The 19,069-nt window shown below is 54.0% G+C and carries 15 protein-coding genes; 12 read left to right on the top strand and 3 right to left on the bottom strand.

Features of this window, described 5'->3' with window-relative positions:
• Positions 1-132 precede the first annotated feature (132 nt).
• The 9 genes from K4305_RS07905 (at position 133) to K4305_RS07945 (ending at position 9,695) form a co-directional block, all read left to right on the top strand.
• Positions 133-840, top strand: a complete 708-nt coding sequence (locus tag K4305_RS07905; protein ID WP_331561872.1) for a class I SAM-dependent methyltransferase — start codon at positions 133-135, stop codon at positions 838-840.
• Positions 833-1,687, top strand: coding sequence for a DUF4905 domain-containing protein (locus K4305_RS07910; protein ID WP_331561873.1), 855 nt, complete (start codon positions 833-835; stop codon positions 1,685-1,687). Before K4305_RS07905 ends, K4305_RS07910 begins: the two co-directional genes overlap by 8 nt.
• The gene (locus tag K4305_RS07915) at positions 1,684-2,691 is read left to right on the top strand and encodes a tyrosine-type recombinase/integrase (RefSeq protein WP_331561874.1); all 1,008 of its coding nucleotides are present in this window, start codon (positions 1,684-1,686) and stop codon (positions 2,689-2,691) included. The genes K4305_RS07910 and K4305_RS07915 overlap by 4 nt, the downstream gene beginning before the upstream one ends.
• Positions 2,692-2,765: 74 nt before the next feature.
• The gene (gene hpf, locus K4305_RS07920; protein WP_331561875.1) at positions 2,766-3,089 is read left to right on the top strand and encodes a ribosome hibernation-promoting factor, HPF/YfiA family; all 324 of its coding nucleotides are present in this window, start codon (positions 2,766-2,768) and stop codon (positions 3,087-3,089) included.
• Between the two features lie 72 nt (positions 3,090-3,161).
• Positions 3,162-4,154, top strand: coding sequence for an HPr(Ser) kinase/phosphatase (gene hprK / locus K4305_RS07925; protein WP_331561876.1), 993 nt, complete (start codon positions 3,162-3,164; stop codon positions 4,152-4,154).
• Positions 4,144-5,907 (top strand): peptide-binding protein, encoded by a 1,764-nt coding sequence (locus K4305_RS07930; protein WP_331561877.1) that lies wholly within the window; start codon positions 4,144-4,146, stop codon positions 5,905-5,907. The genes hprK and K4305_RS07930 overlap by 11 nt, the downstream gene beginning before the upstream one ends.
• 9 nt (positions 5,908-5,916) lie before the next feature.
• On the top strand, positions 5,917-6,882 hold the full coding sequence (locus K4305_RS07935; protein ID WP_331561878.1) for an ABC transporter permease: 966 nt from the start codon (positions 5,917-5,919) through the stop codon (positions 6,880-6,882).
• Positions 6,883-6,919: 37 nt separating this feature from the next.
• A complete protein-coding gene (gene ruvB / locus K4305_RS07940; RefSeq protein ID WP_331561879.1) occupies positions 6,920-7,951 on the top strand; it encodes a Holliday junction branch migration DNA helicase RuvB in 1,032 nt (343 codons plus the stop codon).
• A gap of 151 nt (positions 7,952-8,102) precedes the next feature.
• A complete protein-coding gene (locus K4305_RS07945) occupies positions 8,103-9,695 on the top strand; it encodes a tetratricopeptide repeat protein (protein ID WP_331561880.1) in 1,593 nt (530 codons plus the stop codon).
• Positions 9,696-9,781: 86 nt separating this feature from the next.
• Here K4305_RS07945 and nifJ read toward each other — a convergent pair whose 3' ends face one another.
• Positions 9,782-13,342 (bottom strand): pyruvate:ferredoxin (flavodoxin) oxidoreductase, encoded by a 3,561-nt coding sequence (gene nifJ / locus K4305_RS07950; protein WP_331561881.1) that lies wholly within the window; start codon positions 13,340-13,342, stop codon positions 9,782-9,784.
• A gap of 295 nt (positions 13,343-13,637) precedes the next feature.
• Here nifJ and rlmB point away from each other — a divergent pair, with 295 nt between their 5' ends.
• The 3 genes from rlmB (at position 13,638) to gcvPA (ending at position 16,258) form a co-directional block, all read left to right on the top strand.
• A complete protein-coding gene (gene rlmB, locus K4305_RS07955) occupies positions 13,638-14,384 on the top strand; it encodes a 23S rRNA (guanosine(2251)-2'-O)-methyltransferase RlmB (protein ID WP_331561882.1) in 747 nt (248 codons plus the stop codon).
• A gap of 125 nt (positions 14,385-14,509) precedes the next feature.
• Positions 14,510-14,893: a glycine cleavage system protein GcvH gene (gene gcvH / locus K4305_RS07960; protein ID WP_331561883.1), complete on the top strand. Its 384-nt coding sequence runs from the start codon at positions 14,510-14,512 to the stop codon at positions 14,891-14,893.
• 33 nt (positions 14,894-14,926) lie between these two features.
• A complete protein-coding gene (gene gcvPA, locus K4305_RS07965; protein ID WP_331561884.1) occupies positions 14,927-16,258 on the top strand; it encodes an aminomethyl-transferring glycine dehydrogenase subunit GcvPA in 1,332 nt (443 codons plus the stop codon).
• A 124-nt stretch (positions 16,259-16,382) separates the two neighbouring features.
• Here the strand turns inward: gcvPA and dapA are convergent, their stop codons facing one another.
• Together dapA and recN are read right to left on the bottom strand one after the other, a co-directional pair.
• Positions 16,383-17,273, bottom strand: coding sequence for a 4-hydroxy-tetrahydrodipicolinate synthase (gene dapA, locus K4305_RS07970; protein WP_331561885.1), 891 nt, complete (start codon positions 17,271-17,273; stop codon positions 16,383-16,385).
• 69 nt (positions 17,274-17,342) lie between these two features.
• The gene (gene recN, locus K4305_RS07975; RefSeq protein WP_331561886.1) at positions 17,343-19,049 is read right to left on the bottom strand and encodes a DNA repair protein RecN; all 1,707 of its coding nucleotides are present in this window, start codon (positions 19,047-19,049) and stop codon (positions 17,343-17,345) included.
• Positions 19,050-19,069: the final 20 nt, after the last annotated feature.

The raw sequence follows: 19,069 nt of genomic DNA on the forward strand, positions 1-19,069 counted from the left end.
TTGATGGTTTTTGGTTATTGCGGCAAGCTGCCGCTAAGGGGAAAATAGAAATACGATCTGATTTTCAGTACATTCAGAGCGAACTTTATTTTTTCGCCAAAAGCGACAACAGCGTCAATATCTTTTCAGTCAATGAACCTGAAAAAGGAACAGCTTCGTACCGGGTGCGATGCACTCTATCGCGAACTTGCGGGCGAGTACGATCTCAGGGAGATTACCTGTACGATCGAATCGCGTTCATTCAGTTTTCTCAGCGTGCTCGACAGCTACGCTCTGCTCGACAGGATCTCTGCCGAAGAGTTTCTCAAAGACGAGCAGATGCCGTATTGGGCTGAAATATGGCCTTCAGCGATCATGCTTTCGTCCTTCATTGCCGGCAAGCTTCCTCTTGCAGGAAAGCGGGCGATAGAGATAGGTTCCGGCGTCGGTATGGTTTCTGTAGTTGCCGCAGCCAATGGCGCCAATGTGCTGGCAACCGATTATTCAACTGAGGCTCTTCGTTTCGTTGCCTATAATGCGCTGAAAAACGGCGTCTGTCTTGAAACGGCAACCCTCGACTGGCGATTGGTTCAATGCAAGGAGCGGTTCGATATGGTGTTTGCCGCCGATGTGCTTTACGAACGGGTAAACCTGCTGCCGGTCGTAACGGCGATCGACAAGCTGCTCAAGCCGGGCGGTTCGGCATGGATCGCCGATCCCCGGAGACGGCTTGCCGGCCAGTTTCTGGAACTTGCAGGAGAAAACGGTTTTTCAATCACTCCATTCGCAACAAGCTACGATGGGGGGGCGCAGCCTGTTGCCGTCAATATCTACCGGTTGAGCAGGGAGGTTCATGGATAATCGGGGCGATGTATGCCGCAGATGGATGTACAGCGCCGGCGAGAATTCGGCGGTCTGGCAGCTCATGTTTACCGGCAACGGCAGGATCACGGGTCAGAAGAGAAACCGAAAAGAGCGCCGTTCGCTTTTTTTCTCGATCGACGAGCTTTCCGGACAGGTGCTTTTCGACGACTATCTGCTTCTTGATCAGGCTACGCAGCAGGCTATCGGCGAGAGCTGGTTTACCGGTATGGAAACGGTTTCGGAGCAGTTCGTTTTTCTGCACGCATGGCAGCAGAACAGTCCTGAGCATATCGGTCTCTGGGCAGTCGATCCGGATACCGGTTCGGTCGAATGGGCAAGAAGGGATGTGGTCTGCTGCGGCATGCTCGACGAAGGGCTGCTCGTTTATATCCCTTCCGTTTTTGCGGGTTTTCCCGAGCGCAGTTATCTGATTATCGATCCTCTGACCGGCATTGAGCTTCGGCGTCCGGATAACGACACCGGCGCCATCAATGCCCTGAGATCTGCGATGCGTCCGGAAACCTTACGGCAGAACATCATCCTTCCGGATACGGTCGTTGAAGGCAGCGCCGAATACGGGCTTATCAGGGATCGCGAGCCCTCTGTTCCTGCGCATTGCGAGTGCATTGTGTCCGGACCTCTCGTCGCGGCAGCATTTCATGAATTCGATGAGCGTTCCGGACTCTGGAGGAGCCTGTTGCGCATCTGGTGGGACATGGATATATGCTATGAAGAGATCCTGGCCGAACGCAGCGAGCGCCCTGCCGTCAGCAGTTTTCTGCTCCGCACGGGAGTTTTATATTACATACGTAACGAGACGGAACTTATCGCACTTGATGTATGAAAGAGCTGTCGTCCGATGATCTGTCTGCCGCCTGCCCGATAGAGCGCTATGGCGAAATCGACCGGTTTCTCGATTATCTGAAACGCGAAAAAAACGTGTCGCCTCACACCCTGACCGCATACGGAAACGACCTCGATCAGTTTTTCAGTTTCATCATGCGGCATCTCGGTTTGAAGGATCCGGCATGTTTTTTTCCCGGACAGGTTACGGTTGTCGATATCCGCCTTTTTATGGGGGAACTCCTTAAAAACGGCATGCAGCCGAAGACCATTGCACGAAAGCTCGCCACGTTGAAGAGTTTTTACCGTTATCTGATGCAATCCGGCATTGTGAGCCATTCGGTGCTTTCCTATGTGACGACGCCGAAATATCCGAGGCCTGTTCCCGGTTTTCTTACCGAAAAGCAGACCGGAGATCTTTTCGATCGTCCGGCGTCCGTCTGTGCTGCCGGAGATGAACAGACCGGCGGGCTCGATGAACGTTTTGAAGTCGCGCGCGACCTCGGCATGCTTGAAGTGCTCTATGGAAGCGGTCTGAGAATATCCGAGCTGATAGCACTTGAGATGCATCACGTGAGCCTCGAAACAGGTTCGCTGAAGGTGAACGGGAAAGGCGGCAAGCAACGCATTGTTCCGTTGGGTTCCTGTGCGGCGGATGCGCTGAAAAATTATTTTGAAGTCCGGCGAAACTTCTTTAGAATATTTATGAAGAGCGATGCGGACGCCTTGACGCATGTATTTGTAACGAGAAAAGGCAAAAAGTTGTATCCCATGCTTGTACAAAGGGTTACCAGAAAATATCTGACTCCTGTGACGGAGCGGAAAGAGAGAAATCCTCATATTCTTCGACATAGTTTCGCTACCCATATGCTCAATAGCGGGGCCGACCTGATAAGCGTGAGCGAAATGCTCGGCCACAGCAGTCTCTCGACAACAGAAATCTATACCCATGTAACCTTTAACAGGCTCAGGGATGTTTATCTGAAAGCCCACCCGAAAGCCTGAGTATTTTCGTCCTCCGGCAAGACCGGAAGGGACTGTTCTTTCAATCCGTTCACATACTATCAATGGAGGTTTCCATGACCAAGTCTGTCGATACAGAAACCATGAACGTTCAGGTCACCCTGCGTCATTCCAGTAATCACAGCAGTATAGAGGATTATGCCCGCGATGCTGTGCAGGCTCTTGCCAGAGTGTATCCAGGTATTCTCTCATGTCATATTATTCTCGACCATCAGAAGAACGATTTCGAGAAGAACAAAATAGCTGAAATTACCCTGCATGTCCCTCAGCAGGTACTGGTGGCAAAAGATGCGGCGCCGGCCTATGAACCGGCTATAGACAGCTGCGTCGAATCGCTTGAACGGCAGCTGCAGAAATACAAGGAAAAAATGGCTCCGTAACCGGACGTTCCGTGCCTGCCGGATGCGACCTGCAGGCACGGAACCTTCCATATCACTATTTACTCCTGTGCCATGAATCTCGACCAGAAGGGCATTAGAAAGCGATCGATAACGGTCGCATATTTTTTTGAGAACATCGGGCGCGACCACGATATCAAGCTGCGCAGGCTGAACAGCGTTGACGAGCAGAAACGAAGAATTTCGGAGCGGGAACTCCATCGTCCGGGGCTTGCTCTTGCCGGATTTACCAACCTGTTCACATACAAACGGGTTCAGATTCTCGGCAATACCGAGACCCGTTATCTCAACCATCTCGATGAACCGGGGCGAAGGCAGGCGTTCGAACATCTGGTGCATTTCAAGATACCCTGTATCATTCTCACGAGTACAAACAAGCTGCATCCCGATCTGCTCGACATGGCTACTGCGGCCGGCGTTCCCGTCTACGCAACCCGTCATTCATCGACGGTTGCCATGTACCTGATAACCGATTTTCTTGAAGAGCAGTTTTCCATGCACCAGCAGTATCACGGTTCCATGGTCGATGTCTGCGGCGTCGGAGTGCTGCTGACCGGCAAGAGCGGTCTGGGGAAATCGGAAATTGCGCTGGATCTTGTCGAGCGCGGTCACGGCCTCGTTGCCGACGACGTCGTCGTCATCAGGCGAAAAGGGGAGTCGCATGAGCTGAATGCCCGTCGCAACGATATCATCGACCATTTCATGGAGATACGCGGTCTTGGGGTTGTCGACGTGAAAGCTAATTTCGGCATCAGGGCAATCCGCGATATCAAGGATGTGCAGGTTGTCGTCGAACTCCTCGAATGGAACCGCGAAACCGACTATGAGCGGCTCGGGCTCGATATGAAGTCAATAAAAATTCTCGGTGTCGATGTACCGCTTGTCCAGCTCCCGATTTTCCCCGGCAAGAACATTGCCGTCATCATAGAGGTTGTAGCACTGAACTTCCTTCTGAAACACTACTCGAACTACGTGGCGGCTGAAGCGCTTACCGAGAGGATACGGATCAATATCGATAAAGGAAAGGAGCCGGATTATGAAAACTGACCGGAACGGAATCATCCCGGTATGCATTTTTCTGGTCGCCATGCTGCTCATGAGCGGCTGCGGCCGCGGACCGTCGGGTTCGGCAGGCAGCGGCGGCGCGAAAGATTCGACGCTCGTCATTACCATGCTCGGCGATGCCGATTACCTGAATCCCGTTATCGGATCGAGCGTCACATCAAGCAACATATCCGGCCTGATCTATCCCGGCCTCTTGCAGAGCGAGTTCGATACTACCAGCGGGCTTCTGAACTTCATGGCTCTTGAAAAAAAATTCCGACCTTCGACAGGGGGCAGAAAACCGGAAGCGGCGCTTGCGAAAACCTGGACTATGGCGGAAGACCATAAATCCATTACCTATATTCTGCGCAGCGATGCATTCTGGGACGACGGCAAACCGGTTGTTTCCGGAGATTTCAAATTCACCTACCGGCTATACGGCAATCCGCTCATAGCAAGTCCCCGCCAGCAATACCTTGCCGAACTGGTCGGAGCCGACAAGGGTACGGTTGATTTTGATCGGGCTATCGAAACCCCGGACGATACCACGCTCGTTTTCAGGTTTTACAAACCGGTTCCGGAACATCTCGCACTGTTCCATACTTCGCTGACGCCGCTTCCCGCTCACCTGTGGAAGGATGTGAAGCCGGAGGATTTCAGAAGCTCGACGCTCAATCAGAATCCGGTCGGCGCCGGACCATACAGGCTGCACGAATGGGCGCAGCAGCAGTCGCTGGTTCTGGCTTCAAACCGTAAATCGAATCTGCCGAAACCGGGTAACATTGCGTTCATCAACTGGCGCATCGTTCCGGATTATACCGTACGCCTTGCCCAGCTGCAGACCAATGCGGTGGACATTGTCGAAAATATCAAACCCGAAGATTTTTCCTCTCTTCAGAAGGCAAATCCCGGGATCGAGATTAAAAGCGTGGGGTTGCGGGTTTACGATTATGTCGGCTGGTCGAATATCGATCAGGCTGAATATCACAAAAGCGGCAAAATCCTGCCGCATCCGCTTTTCGGTTCCGCAGCGGTACGCAGAGCGCTTACCAAGGCCATCGATCGGGAAGCGATTATCGACGGGTATCTGAAACAGTACGGCACCATATGCAATACCGATATTTCGCCCTCCCTGAAATGGGCATACAATCGCGCGATAGTGCCTCATGTCTTCGATCAGGCTGCAGCGGCGGCAATTCTCAGAAAAGAGGGCTGGCTTCCCGGTCCCGACGGTATTCTGCAGAAAGATGGCCGGAAGTTCAGTTTCGTGCTCTACACCAATGCCGGCAATGCCCGCAGAAACTATGCAAGCGTCATCATCCAGCAGAACCTCAAGGCAATCGGCATCGACTGCCGGCTCGATGTGCAGGAGTCGAACGTCTTCTTCGAAAACCTGCAGAACCGCAGGCTTGAGGCATGGATGGCCGGATGGTCCATCGGACTGGAGATCGATCCGCTCGACGTTTGGGGTTCGGATCTGAAAAAGAGTACCTTCAATTTTACCGGATACCGGAATCCGAGAATCGACGAACTGTGCGAACTGGCCAAGGAGAAACTTGTACAGACGGATGCGAAGCCATACTGGCTCGAATACCAGGAGATCATCCATCGCGATCAGCCGGTGACCTTCCTTTACTGGATCAGGGAGACTCAGGGTTTCAGCAGCCGCATCGAGGGCGAAGAGATCAATATTTCCGGTACGTTCTACAATATCGATGACTGGACGCTCAGGCCATCGTCAACCATTGCGCCATAAGAGATCCGTATGCTGATTTATATTTTAAAAAGACTCCTGCTTTCGGTGCCGCTGATTTTCGGTGTGCTTACCCTGACTTTTTTCATTATCCGGCTGGCGCCTGGCGATCCGGCGGCATTTTTCATTCAGCCGGGCATAAGTCCCAATGTCGCCGAGCAGATCAGGGAGCAGTACGGGCTGAACGATCCGCTGCCTGTGCAGTATGTCAAATGGCTTGGCAACGTTCTTCAGGGAGATTTCGGACGGAGTTTCAGCAGAGCCCAGCAGCCGGTATTCGAGGTGATTGCGACGGCATTGCCTATAACAGTGACTATCGCCGCACTGACGCTCGTTGCGAATTTCACTTTCGGCATTATCATCGGCATCATTTCCGCCGTGCGCCAGAACACCTTCACTGACCGTTTTCTGACGGTTACGGCCCTGTTTTTTTACTCGATGCCGGAGTTCTGGTTCGCGCTCATGATGATCATCGTTTTCGCTCTCAAGCTGCAATGGTTTCCTGCATCGGGTCTCAACGAAATCGGCGCTGAAAGTTTCGGCCTTCCGGGATTTTTCATCGATCGGATATGGCATCTCGCGCTGCCTGTCACGGTGCTGAGCATAAACGGCGCAGCCGGCATAGCCCGCTATGTCAGGGGGAGCATGCTCGAAGTGGTCCGTCAGGACTATATCCGTACTGCAAGGGCAAAGGGTTTGCCGGAGAAGGTGGTTATTTTCCGTCATGCTCTTCGTAACGCGCTTCTGCCGGTGATCACGCTCATGGGCAGTTCTCTTCCCTTCATTTTCAGCGGAGCGCTTTTCATCGAGGTGATCTTCGCCTTTCCCGGAATGGGCCGGGTGACGGTAGAGGCGATTTTTGCAAGGGACTATCCGCTCATCATCGCCAATACCTTCATTTCCGGTACGCTGATCGTACTCGGGAACCTGGTTGCCGATGTGCTTTATGCGGTTGCCGATCCGAGGATACGGCTGTGAACGGCACGACAATGAAAATGAGTAAGGCAGGCCTGCTGTGAGAATCGAACTCCTGAACACTCCGGCAGATGCGGTCGAGACCAGATTCGAGGAACAGATCCGCCCGCTGAGAATGGATGATTTCGCCGGTCAGCAGCGTCTGACAGAAAACCTGAAAGTATTCATATCCGCAGCGAAAAAAAGAGGCGAATCGCTTGATCATGTCCTGCTCTCAGGCCCTCCCGGGCTTGGTAAAACCACACTTGCCCATATCATTGCCGCCGAAATGGGCGGCAGTATCAAGGCTACATCAGGCCCCCTGCTCGACAAGGCCGGGAACCTTGCCGGGCTTCTGACAGGATTGCAGAGAGGCGATGTGCTTTTTATCGACGAGATTCATCGCATGCCCGCAGCCGTCGAAGAATATCTCTACTCGGCTATGGAGGATTTCCGTATCGATATCATGCTTGACAGCGGTCCTTCTGCCAGAGCGGTACAGTTGCGCATAGAACCGTTCACTCTTGTCGGAGCGACAACCCGATCGGGCCTTCTGACCTCTCCCTTAAGGGCCCGTTTCGGTATCAACAGCCGTTTCGACTATTACTCGCCCGAACTGCTTGAGCGGATCATCGTAAGAGCTTCCGGCATACTTGGTATTGGAATCGAAAAAGAGGCCTCGGCTGAAATTGCCGGACGTTCGCGCGGCACTCCAAGGATTGCGAACCGTCTCCTCAGACGCGCGCGCGATTTCGCCCAGGTCGCAGATGCTCCGCTTATTACCCGCAGCCTTGCAATGACGACGCTCGAACGTCTCGAAATCGACGAAGAAGGTCTAGACGATATGGACAAGAGGATCATGGATACCCTTGTCAACAAGTTCAACGGCGGCCCCGTGGGAGCAGCATCGCTGGCTGTATCGGTCGGGGAGGAGCAGGACACTATCGAGGAGGTTTATGAACCCTATCTTATCCAGGCGGGATATATTGCCCGAACTCCGCGGGGACGCGTCGCCACGCGCCGCGCGCATCTCAGGTTCTCGCGAGGCGAAGGAAGTTCCGGCGAAGGCCCGCTTTTCGAAAATCCATCCTGACAGGAAACCAGCTGCTTTAACGGAACGAAGTAAAATAAACGCAGGTGGCCTCGTCGGTCTGCTTGCGACGTTCCTGCTGTGCCTTTCGGGATGTTTTCTTATATCCTGCAGTTCACTTCCGTTATCCGATAAGGATACCGCTCCGGCAGCCATGCCGCGCGATTCGCTTTCCGAACAGGCCAGGAACCGTTTCGTCAAAGCGCTTCTTTCTGCCGAAAAAGGCGATTACTGGGGGGCGATTGAGGGTTATCGCACCATTCGCCCATCCGACCCATCATCACGGGCTGCGGTTCATCATGCTGCAGCCAGGGCTTTTTTCGATCTTGGCGTCGTCGATTCCGCAAGGCATCACGCCGACCAGGCCGTGATGAACCAGCCCGATAACCGGCACTATCTGAGGATGCAGGCAGCAATCGCGCATCATATAAAAGATTATTCCGGAGCCGTTTCGGCCTTCAGCAGACTTGTTGCGCTTCAACCCGCAAACACGGAATTTCTTACGCTGCTTGCTCTTGAATATATCGCTTCGGGCGATGCCGAAAAGGCGCTGGAGATATTCCAGCGGATGCTTTCACTCGATCCCGCCGACGAACAGACCCGGGCCCAGGTGCTGCTGCTCGAAATCAAGCTCAGACACTATCACGACGCTATTGAAACCCTTTCCGCCCTGATTGAGGAAGGAGAGGAAAAAGAGCGTCTGAAACTCACTCTCGGAGAGCTTTATATGCAGACGGGTCAGACAGAGCGGGCCGTTAAAACCTACCGCGAGATTATTGCCGCGAATCCCCGGTTCGTTCCGGCATGGCTGGCACTGCTCGAGATTTCCGTACAGTCGGGTGCGAAGGAGACCTTTCTGGGCGATCTTACAGCGTTTTATGATACCATAGGTATGAAGTTCGAGCAGAAGATGAGTCTTGCCGAGCTGTTTTATGTCCGTTCATCGAAGGACAGCACCTATCAGAACCCTTTGCGCATCATGATTGCGGAAATAGAACGGAGGCATCCCGGTGAACCTTCGACAATGCTGATGAGGGGACGTTTGCTTCTGCGTGAGAAAAAGTCGGCGGATGCGAAAAAGGAATTCAGGGCGGTGCTTCGAAAGGATCCATCGAGTATCGAGGCGTGGGAGGAACTGGTTTCTGCCCTGCTTGCAGAGAATAATTACGCCGAAGCCATGCGTGCCGTCGTTTCGGCTAAAAGCAACGCATCGGCAAGCCAGATGCGGCTGCTGGTGCTCGAAGGATTTGCGGCGTTTCAGACCGGCAGGACGGAAATCGCCGTAACACATCTTGAAAAAGCCCTGCGACTAAAGCAACCCGAAAAGGAGCGATGGCTTTATCTCCAGGCAGCATCGACGCTTGCCATGTCTTACGACAAGCTTGGCCAGACTGAAAAGAGCATCGACATGTACCGTCGGATCCTTTTTCTCGAGCCAGGCAACACGCTTGCAATGAACAACCTGGCCTATATGCTCGCTATCGAAGGTCGTGACCTTGAAACCGCAAAAACGCTTGCAACGAAAGCCGTTGCCGAAGAACCCGACAATCCGGTTTATCTCGATACGCTCGGATGGGTGCTGTTCAGGCTCGGTGCCTGGCAGGAAGCGCTTGTACACCTCGAAAAAGCGGCATCGCTGGCTCCTCATGAAGTCGAGATCATCGGGCATCTCATCGATGTTTATGAAAAACTCGGCATGCAGGATAAAGCCGGAAAGCTGAGAGAGATGATAAAGCCCGCAGGATAAGAAGAACATAAAAAAAAGGGAACGGCCCTGTTGTCATTGCCGTTCCCTTTTCCTTTCGGAATCACAGGGCTTTAAGTACCCTTATTTCATGCTTTCAGCTCATCGAACGATCTGGCCGCCAGATATTCGTAGTGCGCCCAGCGTGCGTCCACTTCCTTCTGGATCGCGGCATAATACTGCTCGGCGATCTCGGGATGGCTTTTCTTGAGCATCCTGAACCTGTTTTCCATGTTCAGGAACTGCGCTACCGGGATTTTCGGCTTTTTCGAGTCGAGAACGAGCGGATTTTTACCCTCTTTCAGTCGATCCGGATTGTAGCGGTAGAGAATCCAGTGGCCTGAATCCACTGCCGCCTTCTGGTTGTCAAGTCCGGTAGCCATGTTGATGCCGTGAGCGATGCAGTGCGAGTATGCGATGATGATCGATGGGCCGTCATAGGCTTCGGCTTCGAGAAACGCTTTCAGCGTCTGTTCGTCGCGCGCACCGAACGCTACGCTGGCCACGTAGGCGTTGCCGTAGCTCATGGAGATAAGACCGAGATCCTTTTTGGTCATAGTCCGGCCTCCCGCGGCAAACTTTGCCACTGCAGCTTTCGGTGTTGCTTTCGATGCCTGTCCGCCGGTATTGGAGTAGACCTCCGTATCGAGCACCAGCAGATTGACGTTCTTGTCTCCGGCCGTCACGTGGTCGACGCCGCCGTATCCGATGTCGTAAGCCCAGCCATCGCCACCGACGCCCCAGACGCTTTTCCTGACAAGCATGTCGGCTACCGAAAGCAGGTTTTTCGCATCCGCGGAATCGATATTGCGGAGTTTCTCTTTGAGTATGGATACGCGCTGGCGCTGTTCGAATATTTCAGGCTCGGAGGCCTCTTTCGCATCGAGTATCTCCTGTGCGAGCGTTTCACCGGTTTCCGAGGCAAGCTTCAGTACCAGTTCGCGCGCATATTCGCGCTGCTTGTCGATTGAAATCCTGAAACCGAGAGCGAACTCTGCGGTATCTTCGAAGAGCGAGTTCGACCATGTCGGCCCGCGACCGTCAGCATTGGTGGTGTAGGGCGTTGTCGGCAGGTTGCCGCCGTAGATGGACGAGCATCCGGTAGCATTGCCGATGACGAGGCGGTCGCCGAAGAGCTGGGTCATCATTTTTACGTACGGAGTTTCGCCGCATCCCGAGCATGCTCCGGAGAATTCGAAGAGCGGCTGCTGCAGCTGCTGCTCCTTGATCAGCCGGACATTGATTTTGTTCCGGTCGAACTCGGGAATATGGAGGAAGTAGTTCCAGTTGTCTCTTTCGGTTTCGCGCAGCGGTGCCTGCATGTGCATGTTCAGCGCTTTCCGATCCGGATTGCCTTTATCGCGTGCGGGGCAGACATGCGCACAGATTTCGCAGCCGGTGCAGTCTTCCGGAGCGACCTGGATGGTGAATTTCATTCCCGACCAGTTCGCGCCTTTGGCATCGATGCACTTGAAAGTGCGCGGAGCGTTGCCGAGGTATTCGGGCGCATAGACTTTTGCGCGGATCGCCGCATGGGGGCATACCATGGAGCATTTGCCGCACTGGATGCAGAGATCGGGCTCCCATGCCGGTATCATTTCGGCGAGGTTGCGTTTTTCGAATTTCGCGGTGCCCACCGGATAGGTGCCGTCGGCCGGCAGTTCGCTTACGGGAATGTCGTCGCCTTCGCCGGCAATGATTCTTGCAAGGACGTTGCAGACGAATTCCGGAGCCTCGCCGACAATCGGCGGACGAAGTTCCTTCTTGCTTTTGGCAACGGATCCGATCGTTACCTGATGCAGGTTGGCGAGCGTGTCCTCTACGGCCTTGATATTCTGGTTGACCACATCGTCGCCTTTTTTTCCATAGGTTTCGCGAATGGCGTCCTTGATTTTTTCGACCGCTTCATCGCCGGGCAGGACGCCTGAAATGGCAAAGAAACACGCCTGCATGATGGTGTTGATGCGCTGACCCATGCCGCTGGCCTGGGCCACCTTGTACGCGTCGATAGTGTAAAGCTTCGCCTGTTTGCCGATCAGGTGTTCCTGAACGATTCTCGGCAGTTTTTCCCAGAGTTCTTCAGCAGAATAGTGCGAATTCAGCAACAGGGTTCCGCCCTGTTTGAGATTTCTGACCAGATCGATCATCTCAAGGAATATCCAGTGATGGCAGCCGATGAAGTGGGCATCGCTGACAAGATAGGTGGAGTGGATCTGCTCCGGTCCGAAACGCAGATGCGATGTGGTGATTGAACCCGCTTTCTTGGAGTCGTAGACGAAATATCCCTGCGCATAATTCGGCGTGTTTTCGCCGATGATCTTGATGGAGTTCTTGTTGGCGCCGACCGTTCCGTCCGAGCCGAGGCCATAGAAAATAGCACGGAAGACGCTGTCGGGCTCGATTGAGAACGAACGGTCGTAATTGAGGCTCGAACCGGTGACGTCCTCGTTGATTCCGACCGTGAAATGATTTTTCGGAGATTCCGATGCCATGTTGTCGAAGATGCCTTTGACCATCGCGGGTGTGAACTCTTTCGACGAAAGCCCGTAACGGCCGCCAGTAATTGCAGGCATCGCTTTGATCAGGCCTTTCTGAAGCCCTTCGTGCAGGGCGTTTATGACGTCGAGGTAGAGCGGTTCGCCGGCGCTTCCCGGTTCCTTGACGCGGTCGAGAACTGAAACGGATTTAACCGAAGCTGGCAGCGAGTTGACAAACATAGCTATATCGAAAGGACGGAAGAGGCGGGCATTGATGACGCCGACTTTCTCGCCGCTGCGGTTGAGGTACTCGACCGTTTCCCTTACGGTTTCCACTCCGGATCCCATAAGAATGACGACCCGTTCGGCGTCAGGCGCTCCGTAGTACTGATAGGGCTTGTAGTGGCGTCCTGTCAGTTCTCCGAATTGCCCCATAAGCTTTTCGACAATGCCGGGAAACGCGAGATAGTATTTGTTGACGGTTTCGCGCCCCTGGAAGTAGATGTCCGGATTCTGCGAGGTTCCGCGGATGATCGGCGCATCCGGGCTCATCCGGCGGTTCCGGTGAGCTATGACCAGTTCGTCGCTCATCATGGCCCTGATGACCTCGTCCGGGATAACCTCGATTTTCGATATTTCGTGCGATGTTCTGAAACCGTCGAAGAAGTGCAGGATCGGCACTCTCGATTCAAGAGTCGCTGCGGCCGTGATCAGCGCCATGTCCATGACTTCCTGAACGGAGCTCGACGCAAGCAGGGCGAAGCCTGTGCCGCGCACCGACATCACATCGCCATGGTCGCCGAAAATGGAGAGAGCCTGTGCGGCAAGAGATCGGGCCGATACATGAATCACGCATGGCGACAGTTCGCCTGCGATCTTGTACATGTTCGGAATCATCAGCAGAAGCCCCTGTGCCGCCGTAAATGTCGTGGTGAGCGCTCCGGTCTGCAATGCTCCGTGAACGGCTGCCGCCGCACCGGCTTCGCTCTGCATTTCGTCTACCTTGGGAATAGTGCCCCAGATATTTGTTTGTCCCTCGGCTGCCCATGCATCGGAGTATTCTCCCATGGGAGAGGCCGGCGTGATCGGGTAAATTGATATGACTTCACTGGTGCGGTAGGAAATATAAGCCAAAGCTTCATTTCCCTCCATTGTCTTGAATATCCGGCTCATATTTGCAGTTATTACTGGTTTTATTTGATAAATGAAAAACAGCGACTGATTGAAACGCACATATCACGGAATAATAACTTCAGCGGATGTGAAAAAGCGACATCCGAAAAAGTAATATCCGAGGCAGAAAGTGCTAAATGAAATAAACAGTAAAGATACAAAAAAAATTAATGTAAGGTAATTTAATTACATTCCGGGATCGAACCGGCAGAGACTTTTTTCAGGACAGAGCGGAGTCCGGCAGCCTGCATACGCAGGTTTCGTGCATGGTAACCCGCTGGAATCAGAATAACAAATGCAGACAGAACAATCGGAACATGTCGTTTACGGCCGCAATGCGGTGCTCGAGCTTATTCAGAAAAAGCCTGAAAGCGTCGAGAAAATCTATTTTCAGTTCAATACCGCCCATCCAAAGCTCAAGGAGATCGTGATCACCGCACGCCGGCTGAAGCTGGTTACCGGCAAGGCCCGCCTCGACAAACTCAACCAGATCGCCGGTACAACGAAGCATCAGGGAGTCTGCGCTCTCATCAGTACCGTCTCGTTCTATTCGCTCGACGATATTCTTTCCGCTCCGCGCAATACCTTTCCGCTGCTCGTGGTGCTGCAGGGGCTCGAGGATCCGCACAATGTCGGGGCCATCATCCGCACCGCGGAAGCTGCCGCGGCGGATGCGGTCGTGCTGATCGAGGGGCGCGGCGCGCCGGTCAATGCGGCGGTGCATAAAGCATCAGCAGGAGCACTTTCACATATGAGACTCTGCAAGGTGAAAAGCCTCGTGCGAACGCTGGAATATCTGCGGGAGAGGCATTTTCGTGTTTATGCCGCAGATATGGATGCCGAGCTGAACTATACCGAGACCGATCTTAAAGGTCCGACCGTGCTTGTGCTGGGCGCCGAAGGCAGCGGTCTTTCGCCGGAGGCAATGAAGCACTGCGACAGTACTGTACGCATACCCGTTGCCGGATGTGTGGAATCCCTCAACGTCAGCGTCACTGCGGGCATTCTTCTTTACGAAGCGATGCGTCAGAGGTTGTCCTGAACGGGGCGGATGTTCTGCCGCCCTAAAGCGGTCGGTATGTTTCAGCTCTCTGAAAAAAATATTACCTTTATGCTCACTGTTCATTTCAACGATGCAAGACAAATACCTAACAAGCAATTATTCCCATGAGCATTCCTGAAGATCTTCGCTACACCAAAGACCACGAATGGATCAAACTGCTCGAAGATGGCAGTTCGGCACTGGTCGGCATTACCGGCTTTGCCCAGTCGGAACTCGGCGATATCGTTTTTGTCGAGGTGAAACCTGCCGGAACCAAACTGAAACCCCATGAGATATTCGGAACGGTCGAAGCGGTAAAAACCGTCGCCGATCTGTTTGCTCCCGTTGCCGGCGAGATCATCGAGGCAAACGGCGCACTTGATGCCGCCGAAATCGTCAACCAGGATCCCTACGGGGAAGGATGGCTGGTGAAGATGAAGGTTGACGATCCTTCAGCCGTCGCGGATCTTCTCGATGCCGCGGCATACCGCGAGCTGACCGGAGAGTAAAACATTTCAACCTTATCGCAGCTATCTGAATCCATGCCATTTATCGTCAATACCGACAGCGAACGTGAGGAGATGCTCCGGAGTATCGGTGCGGCATCGTTTGATGACCTGATTACCGATATTCCGGAGGAGATCCGCCTGAAGAAAGCGCTCGATCTCTTTCCTGCTCTCAGCGAGCCGGAGGTCATGAAATTGCTCGAAGGGCTCGCTTCTGCCAACCGCAGCACCGCAGGGTATGTGAGTTTTCTCGGCGGAGGAGCTTATGACCATTTCATTCCTTCCGCCATAAAAAGCATTGTTTCGCGCAGCGAATTCTACACCGCCTATACTCCTTATCAGGCAGAAGTTTCTCAGGGTACACTGCAGGCGATTTATGAATATCAGAGTATGATGTGCCGTCTTTACGGCATGGATGTTGCGAACGCTTCGATGTACGACGGTGCCACCGCTCTTGCCGAAGCCGTGCTGATGGCCATGAACATTACCGGACGGGAACAGGTTGTGATTGCAGGCAGGCTGAATCCCTGTACGGAGAGCGTTCTGAAAACCTACCTCGAGGCATCGGGCCACGGAGCTATAGTACAGAACTCACTCGATAACGGCACGGGAAGCGTCGATGGACTCCGTTCGCTCGTCGGCGAACGCACGGCTGCCGTCGTTGTCCAGCAGCCTAATTTCTATGGATGTCTCGAAGATGTCGAAAATGCAGGTGCTGCTGCACGCGAGTGCGGGGCACTTTTCATCGTCTCTGCCGATCCGGTTACTCTCGGTATGCTCGAAGCTCCGGGTAACTACGGCGCCGATATCGCTGTCGGTGAAGGGCAGCCGCTCGGCAGCCGCCAGAATTTCGGAGGTCCCTATCTTGGCATCTTCACTGTTCGTCAGGCACATGTCCGCAAGATTCCCGGCCGACTTGTCGGCATGACCAGTGATCGTGACGGCAACGACGGGTTCATCCTGACGCTGCAGACTCGCGAACAGCATATACGGCGTGAAAAAGCCACTTCGAATATATGCACCAACCAGGCACTCTGCGCACTTCAGGCCGCAGTATATCTCTCTCTGCTCGGCAAACAGGGAATTCGCGAAGTTGCCGGCCAGTGTACCGTAAAGGCGCATTATCTTGCCGACAGGATTGCAGCTCTTCCGGGTTATGCGCTGAAGTTCACAGCGCCTTTCTTCCGCGAATTCGTTGTAGAGACGCCGCTTCCCGCTTCGGAAGTGGTCGGTGCAATGCTCGACAAGGGGATTTTCGCCGGTTATGACCTTTCGGCTGTCGGCGAAAGCGGTCTACTCGTGTCAGTCACCGAAAAACGTACAAGAGCGGAACTCGATCAGTTCGTTGCGCTTCTCGGGGAGCTCTGAACGGAAGCCTCATTGACCCGGCATCAGGAACATCCGGATAAAAACAGAAAGGGCTGCCTTCAACGGGCAGCCCTTTCTGTTTTTATCCGGATTTGTTTCTGCAGATGCGGCGGATGAGGGCTTGTCAGACCAGCCCGAGACTCTGCAGTTCTTCGCGAAGGATGCGCTTGTTCTCGTCGGCAAGCGGTACCAGAGGCAGGCGATAGCATTCCTCGATCATTCCCATTTCCGCAAGGGCATACTTGACCGGTACGGGATTGCTTTCGATGAAATTCAGTCTGAAAAGCCGGCGGTAGCGGCTGTTGACGGCGCGCGCTTCATCGAGATTGCCGTTTCGTACAGCATCGACAAGCTGTTTGACAGCTGCAGGCACCTGGTTTGCAGCGACAGAAATCACGCCATCTCCTCCCATGGCCATGAATGGCAGAATCAGCATGTCCTCTCCGGTCAGCACCGAAAAGTGGGCCGGTCTCTCCTCGATCAACTCGGCTATCTGGGCCATGTTGTCCGAAGCCTCCTTGACGGCAGCTATGTTGCCGAAATGACGCGCGAGCCTGAGAATGGTCGATGCAGTGACATTGCTTCCTGTCCTGCCGGGAACATTGTAGATGATGACCGGTATTGAGACTGCTTCGGCAATGCACCGGTAATGCTGGAAATACCCCTCCTGGGAAGGCTTGTTATAGTATGGTGCCACCGACAGGATGGCAGAAGCTCCGGCTTTCTCGGCGTTCATGGCAAGCCGGACGGCATGCTCGGTGGCGTTCGTTCCGGCACCGGCAGCAACCATCAGGCTATCGCCGGCCTCTTCCCTGACGATGCGTATTATGGTTACCTGTTCCTCTTCGGATAGTGTCGGCGATTCGCCGGTCGTGCCGCAGGGAATGACGATATCGGTTCCGGCTTCTCTGTGAAACCGCACCAGTCTCTTCAATGCATCGGTATCCAGGGACCTGTCCTGCCTGAAAGGAGTGACGAGGGCGACGGCGGAGCCTGAAATGAGTCGTGTGGACATTCTGATAAAAACCTTGTTAATAGCTGTGATCGTGTATGGAATGCATAATAAGGCAAACTTCCCGCTTTTCTAAACTGATTTTGCTCTTTCGGTCAGTTCGGTTGCGAGTTTCAGCGATGATTCAGAAATATTTTCCCCGCTGATCAGGGTGGCTACGGCCCTGATGTGCGCTTCTTCATCGAGAGGGGCGACTTCGGCCGAGGTTCTTCCCTCATCGGCGGCTTTTGTGACCCGGAGATGGAGATCGGCCATGGCTGCGATCTGGGGGAGATGGGTAATGGCGATGATCTGGTGCAGGCGCGAGAGCTTTTTCAGGCTCGAAGCGACAGCCATGGCTGTCGAGCCGCTGATGCCTGTGTCGATTTCGTCGAATACGAGGATCGGAAGGGACGCAGATTCTGCCAGCGCGCTTTTCAGCGCAAGCATCACGCGGGAAATCTCCCCTCCGGATGCCGCTTTGGCTAACGGCTTGAGCGCTTCACCTGCGTTGGCCGAGAAGAGGAACTCGGTTTTTTCATGCCCGTTCGCCAATGCCCGGAAGCGGGTCTCTCCAAGAGTTATGTCTCCCTGCAAGTCTTCCCGGGCTGTAAAAGATGTCCGGAACCTTGCGCCCGCAATGCCGAGTCGGGTAAGCTCCCGCTGCAGGATCAGATCGAGCTTAAGTGCGGCTTTTCGGCGTTTTTCCGACAGTACTGCAGCGGCAGCCGAAAGCCGTTCCTGCTGCAGTTCGATCGCGGATTCGATCCGTGCCGATTCTTCGGCAATCGTCTCTTCGAGGAGAAGCTCTGCTGCCAGTTCATCGCGGAGAGCAATCAGCCCGGTTATAGTTCTGCCGTATTTTTTTTGTGCCCGCTGGAGCTGATGCTGGCGGCTTCTGAGCGTATCGAGCCGGTCGTTCTGAAATTCGATGGAGTCGGTATAGCGGTTCACGAAACGGTAGAGATCTTCGACCATGCTTTCAGCCGATCGGGTCTCTTCGAGACGGCTATCGAAACGGCTGTCGATAGCCGCGAGTTTTTCAAGAATGTGGCGCGCTGCTGCCAGGGACGCATAAGCCGAATGCTCGGCTTCGTAAAGGATGCCTCCCAGTTCGGAACCCAGGTTGTGCAGCGTTTCTGCATTTTCGAGCAGGGAGCATTCCCTCTGCAGTTCCTCCTCTTCTCCCATCTTCAATTCGAGGGAGTGAAGCTCGTTGTACTGGAACTCTTTCATCTCCTTTTTCTCGCGTGCTTCGCGTGCGCGTTCGGCAAGCAGGTTTCTTTCACGACAGAGCTTCGAGAGACTGTCCAGGATTTCCCTGTAGGCCAGCGTTTCAGCAGCGGTTCCGGCATAGGCGTCAAGCATGCCCTCATGCGATGCCGCATTGAGCAGCAGCTGATGGTCGTGCTGGCCGTGCAGGTCGATGAGCAGTTCCCCTGCCTGTTTGAGCACTCCGGCCGTGCAGGGAGTATCGTTGATGAAGCAGCGGGATTGTCCGGAAGCGGAGAGTTCCCTGCGAAGGAGCGTTTCCGTAAATCGTTCGATCCCGGCCTCGTCAAGAAGATGATCGAGCTGTTTCGGCAGAGGTCCCGAGATGACGGCTTCGATGACCGCCTTGTTTTCGCCCGAACGGACGAGATCGCTGCTCGCCCGGTCGCCAAGCACGAGGTTCAATGCGCCGATCAGCATCGATTTGCCGGCACCGGTTTCACCGGTGACGATGGTCAGTCCTCTGGTGAAAGAAACGGTAAGCTCCCGTATCAGGGCAAGATTTCTGATGTACAGGCTGCTGAGCATAGACCGGATGTCTTTGGCGG

It is taken from the genome of Chlorobium sp., assembly GCF_036528655.1.
In the GTDB taxonomy this organism is placed as follows: domain Bacteria; phylum Bacteroidota; class Chlorobiia; order Chlorobiales; family Chlorobiaceae; genus Chlorobium.

Coding starts and splice junctions, on each gene's coding strand:
- hpf (WP_331561875.1), top strand. CDS start 2,766: ATGACCAAGTCTGTCGATACAGAAACCATGAACGTTCAGGTCACCCTG.
- K4305_RS07945 (WP_331561880.1), top strand. CDS start 8,103: ATGCCGCGCGATTCGCTTTCCGAACAGGCCAGGAACCGTTTCGTCAAA.
- K4305_RS07930 (WP_331561877.1), top strand. CDS start 4,144: ATGAAAACTGACCGGAACGGAATCATCCCGGTATGCATTTTTCTGGTC.
- K4305_RS07905 (WP_331561872.1), top strand. CDS start 133: ATGAACCTGAAAAAGGAACAGCTTCGTACCGGGTGCGATGCACTCTAT.
- K4305_RS07935 (WP_331561878.1), top strand. CDS start 5,917: ATGCTGATTTATATTTTAAAAAGACTCCTGCTTTCGGTGCCGCTGATT.
- K4305_RS07915 (WP_331561874.1), top strand. CDS start 1,684: ATGAAAGAGCTGTCGTCCGATGATCTGTCTGCCGCCTGCCCGATAGAG.
- dapA (WP_331561885.1), bottom strand. CDS start 17,273: ATGTCCACACGACTCATTTCAGGCTCCGCCGTCGCCCTCGTCACTCCT.
- recN (WP_331561886.1), bottom strand. CDS start 19,049: ATGCTCAGCAGCCTGTACATCAGAAATCTTGCCCTGATACGGGAGCTT.
- rlmB (WP_331561882.1), top strand. CDS start 13,638: ATGCAGACAGAACAATCGGAACATGTCGTTTACGGCCGCAATGCGGTG.
- gcvPA (WP_331561884.1), top strand. CDS start 14,927: ATGCCATTTATCGTCAATACCGACAGCGAACGTGAGGAGATGCTCCGG.
- K4305_RS07910 (WP_331561873.1), top strand. CDS start 833: ATGGATAATCGGGGCGATGTATGCCGCAGATGGATGTACAGCGCCGGC.
- hprK (WP_331561876.1), top strand. CDS start 3,162: ATGAATCTCGACCAGAAGGGCATTAGAAAGCGATCGATAACGGTCGCA.
- nifJ (WP_331561881.1), bottom strand. CDS start 13,342: ATGAGCCGGATATTCAAGACAATGGAGGGAAATGAAGCTTTGGCTTAT.
- gcvH (WP_331561883.1), top strand. CDS start 14,510: ATGAGCATTCCTGAAGATCTTCGCTACACCAAAGACCACGAATGGATC.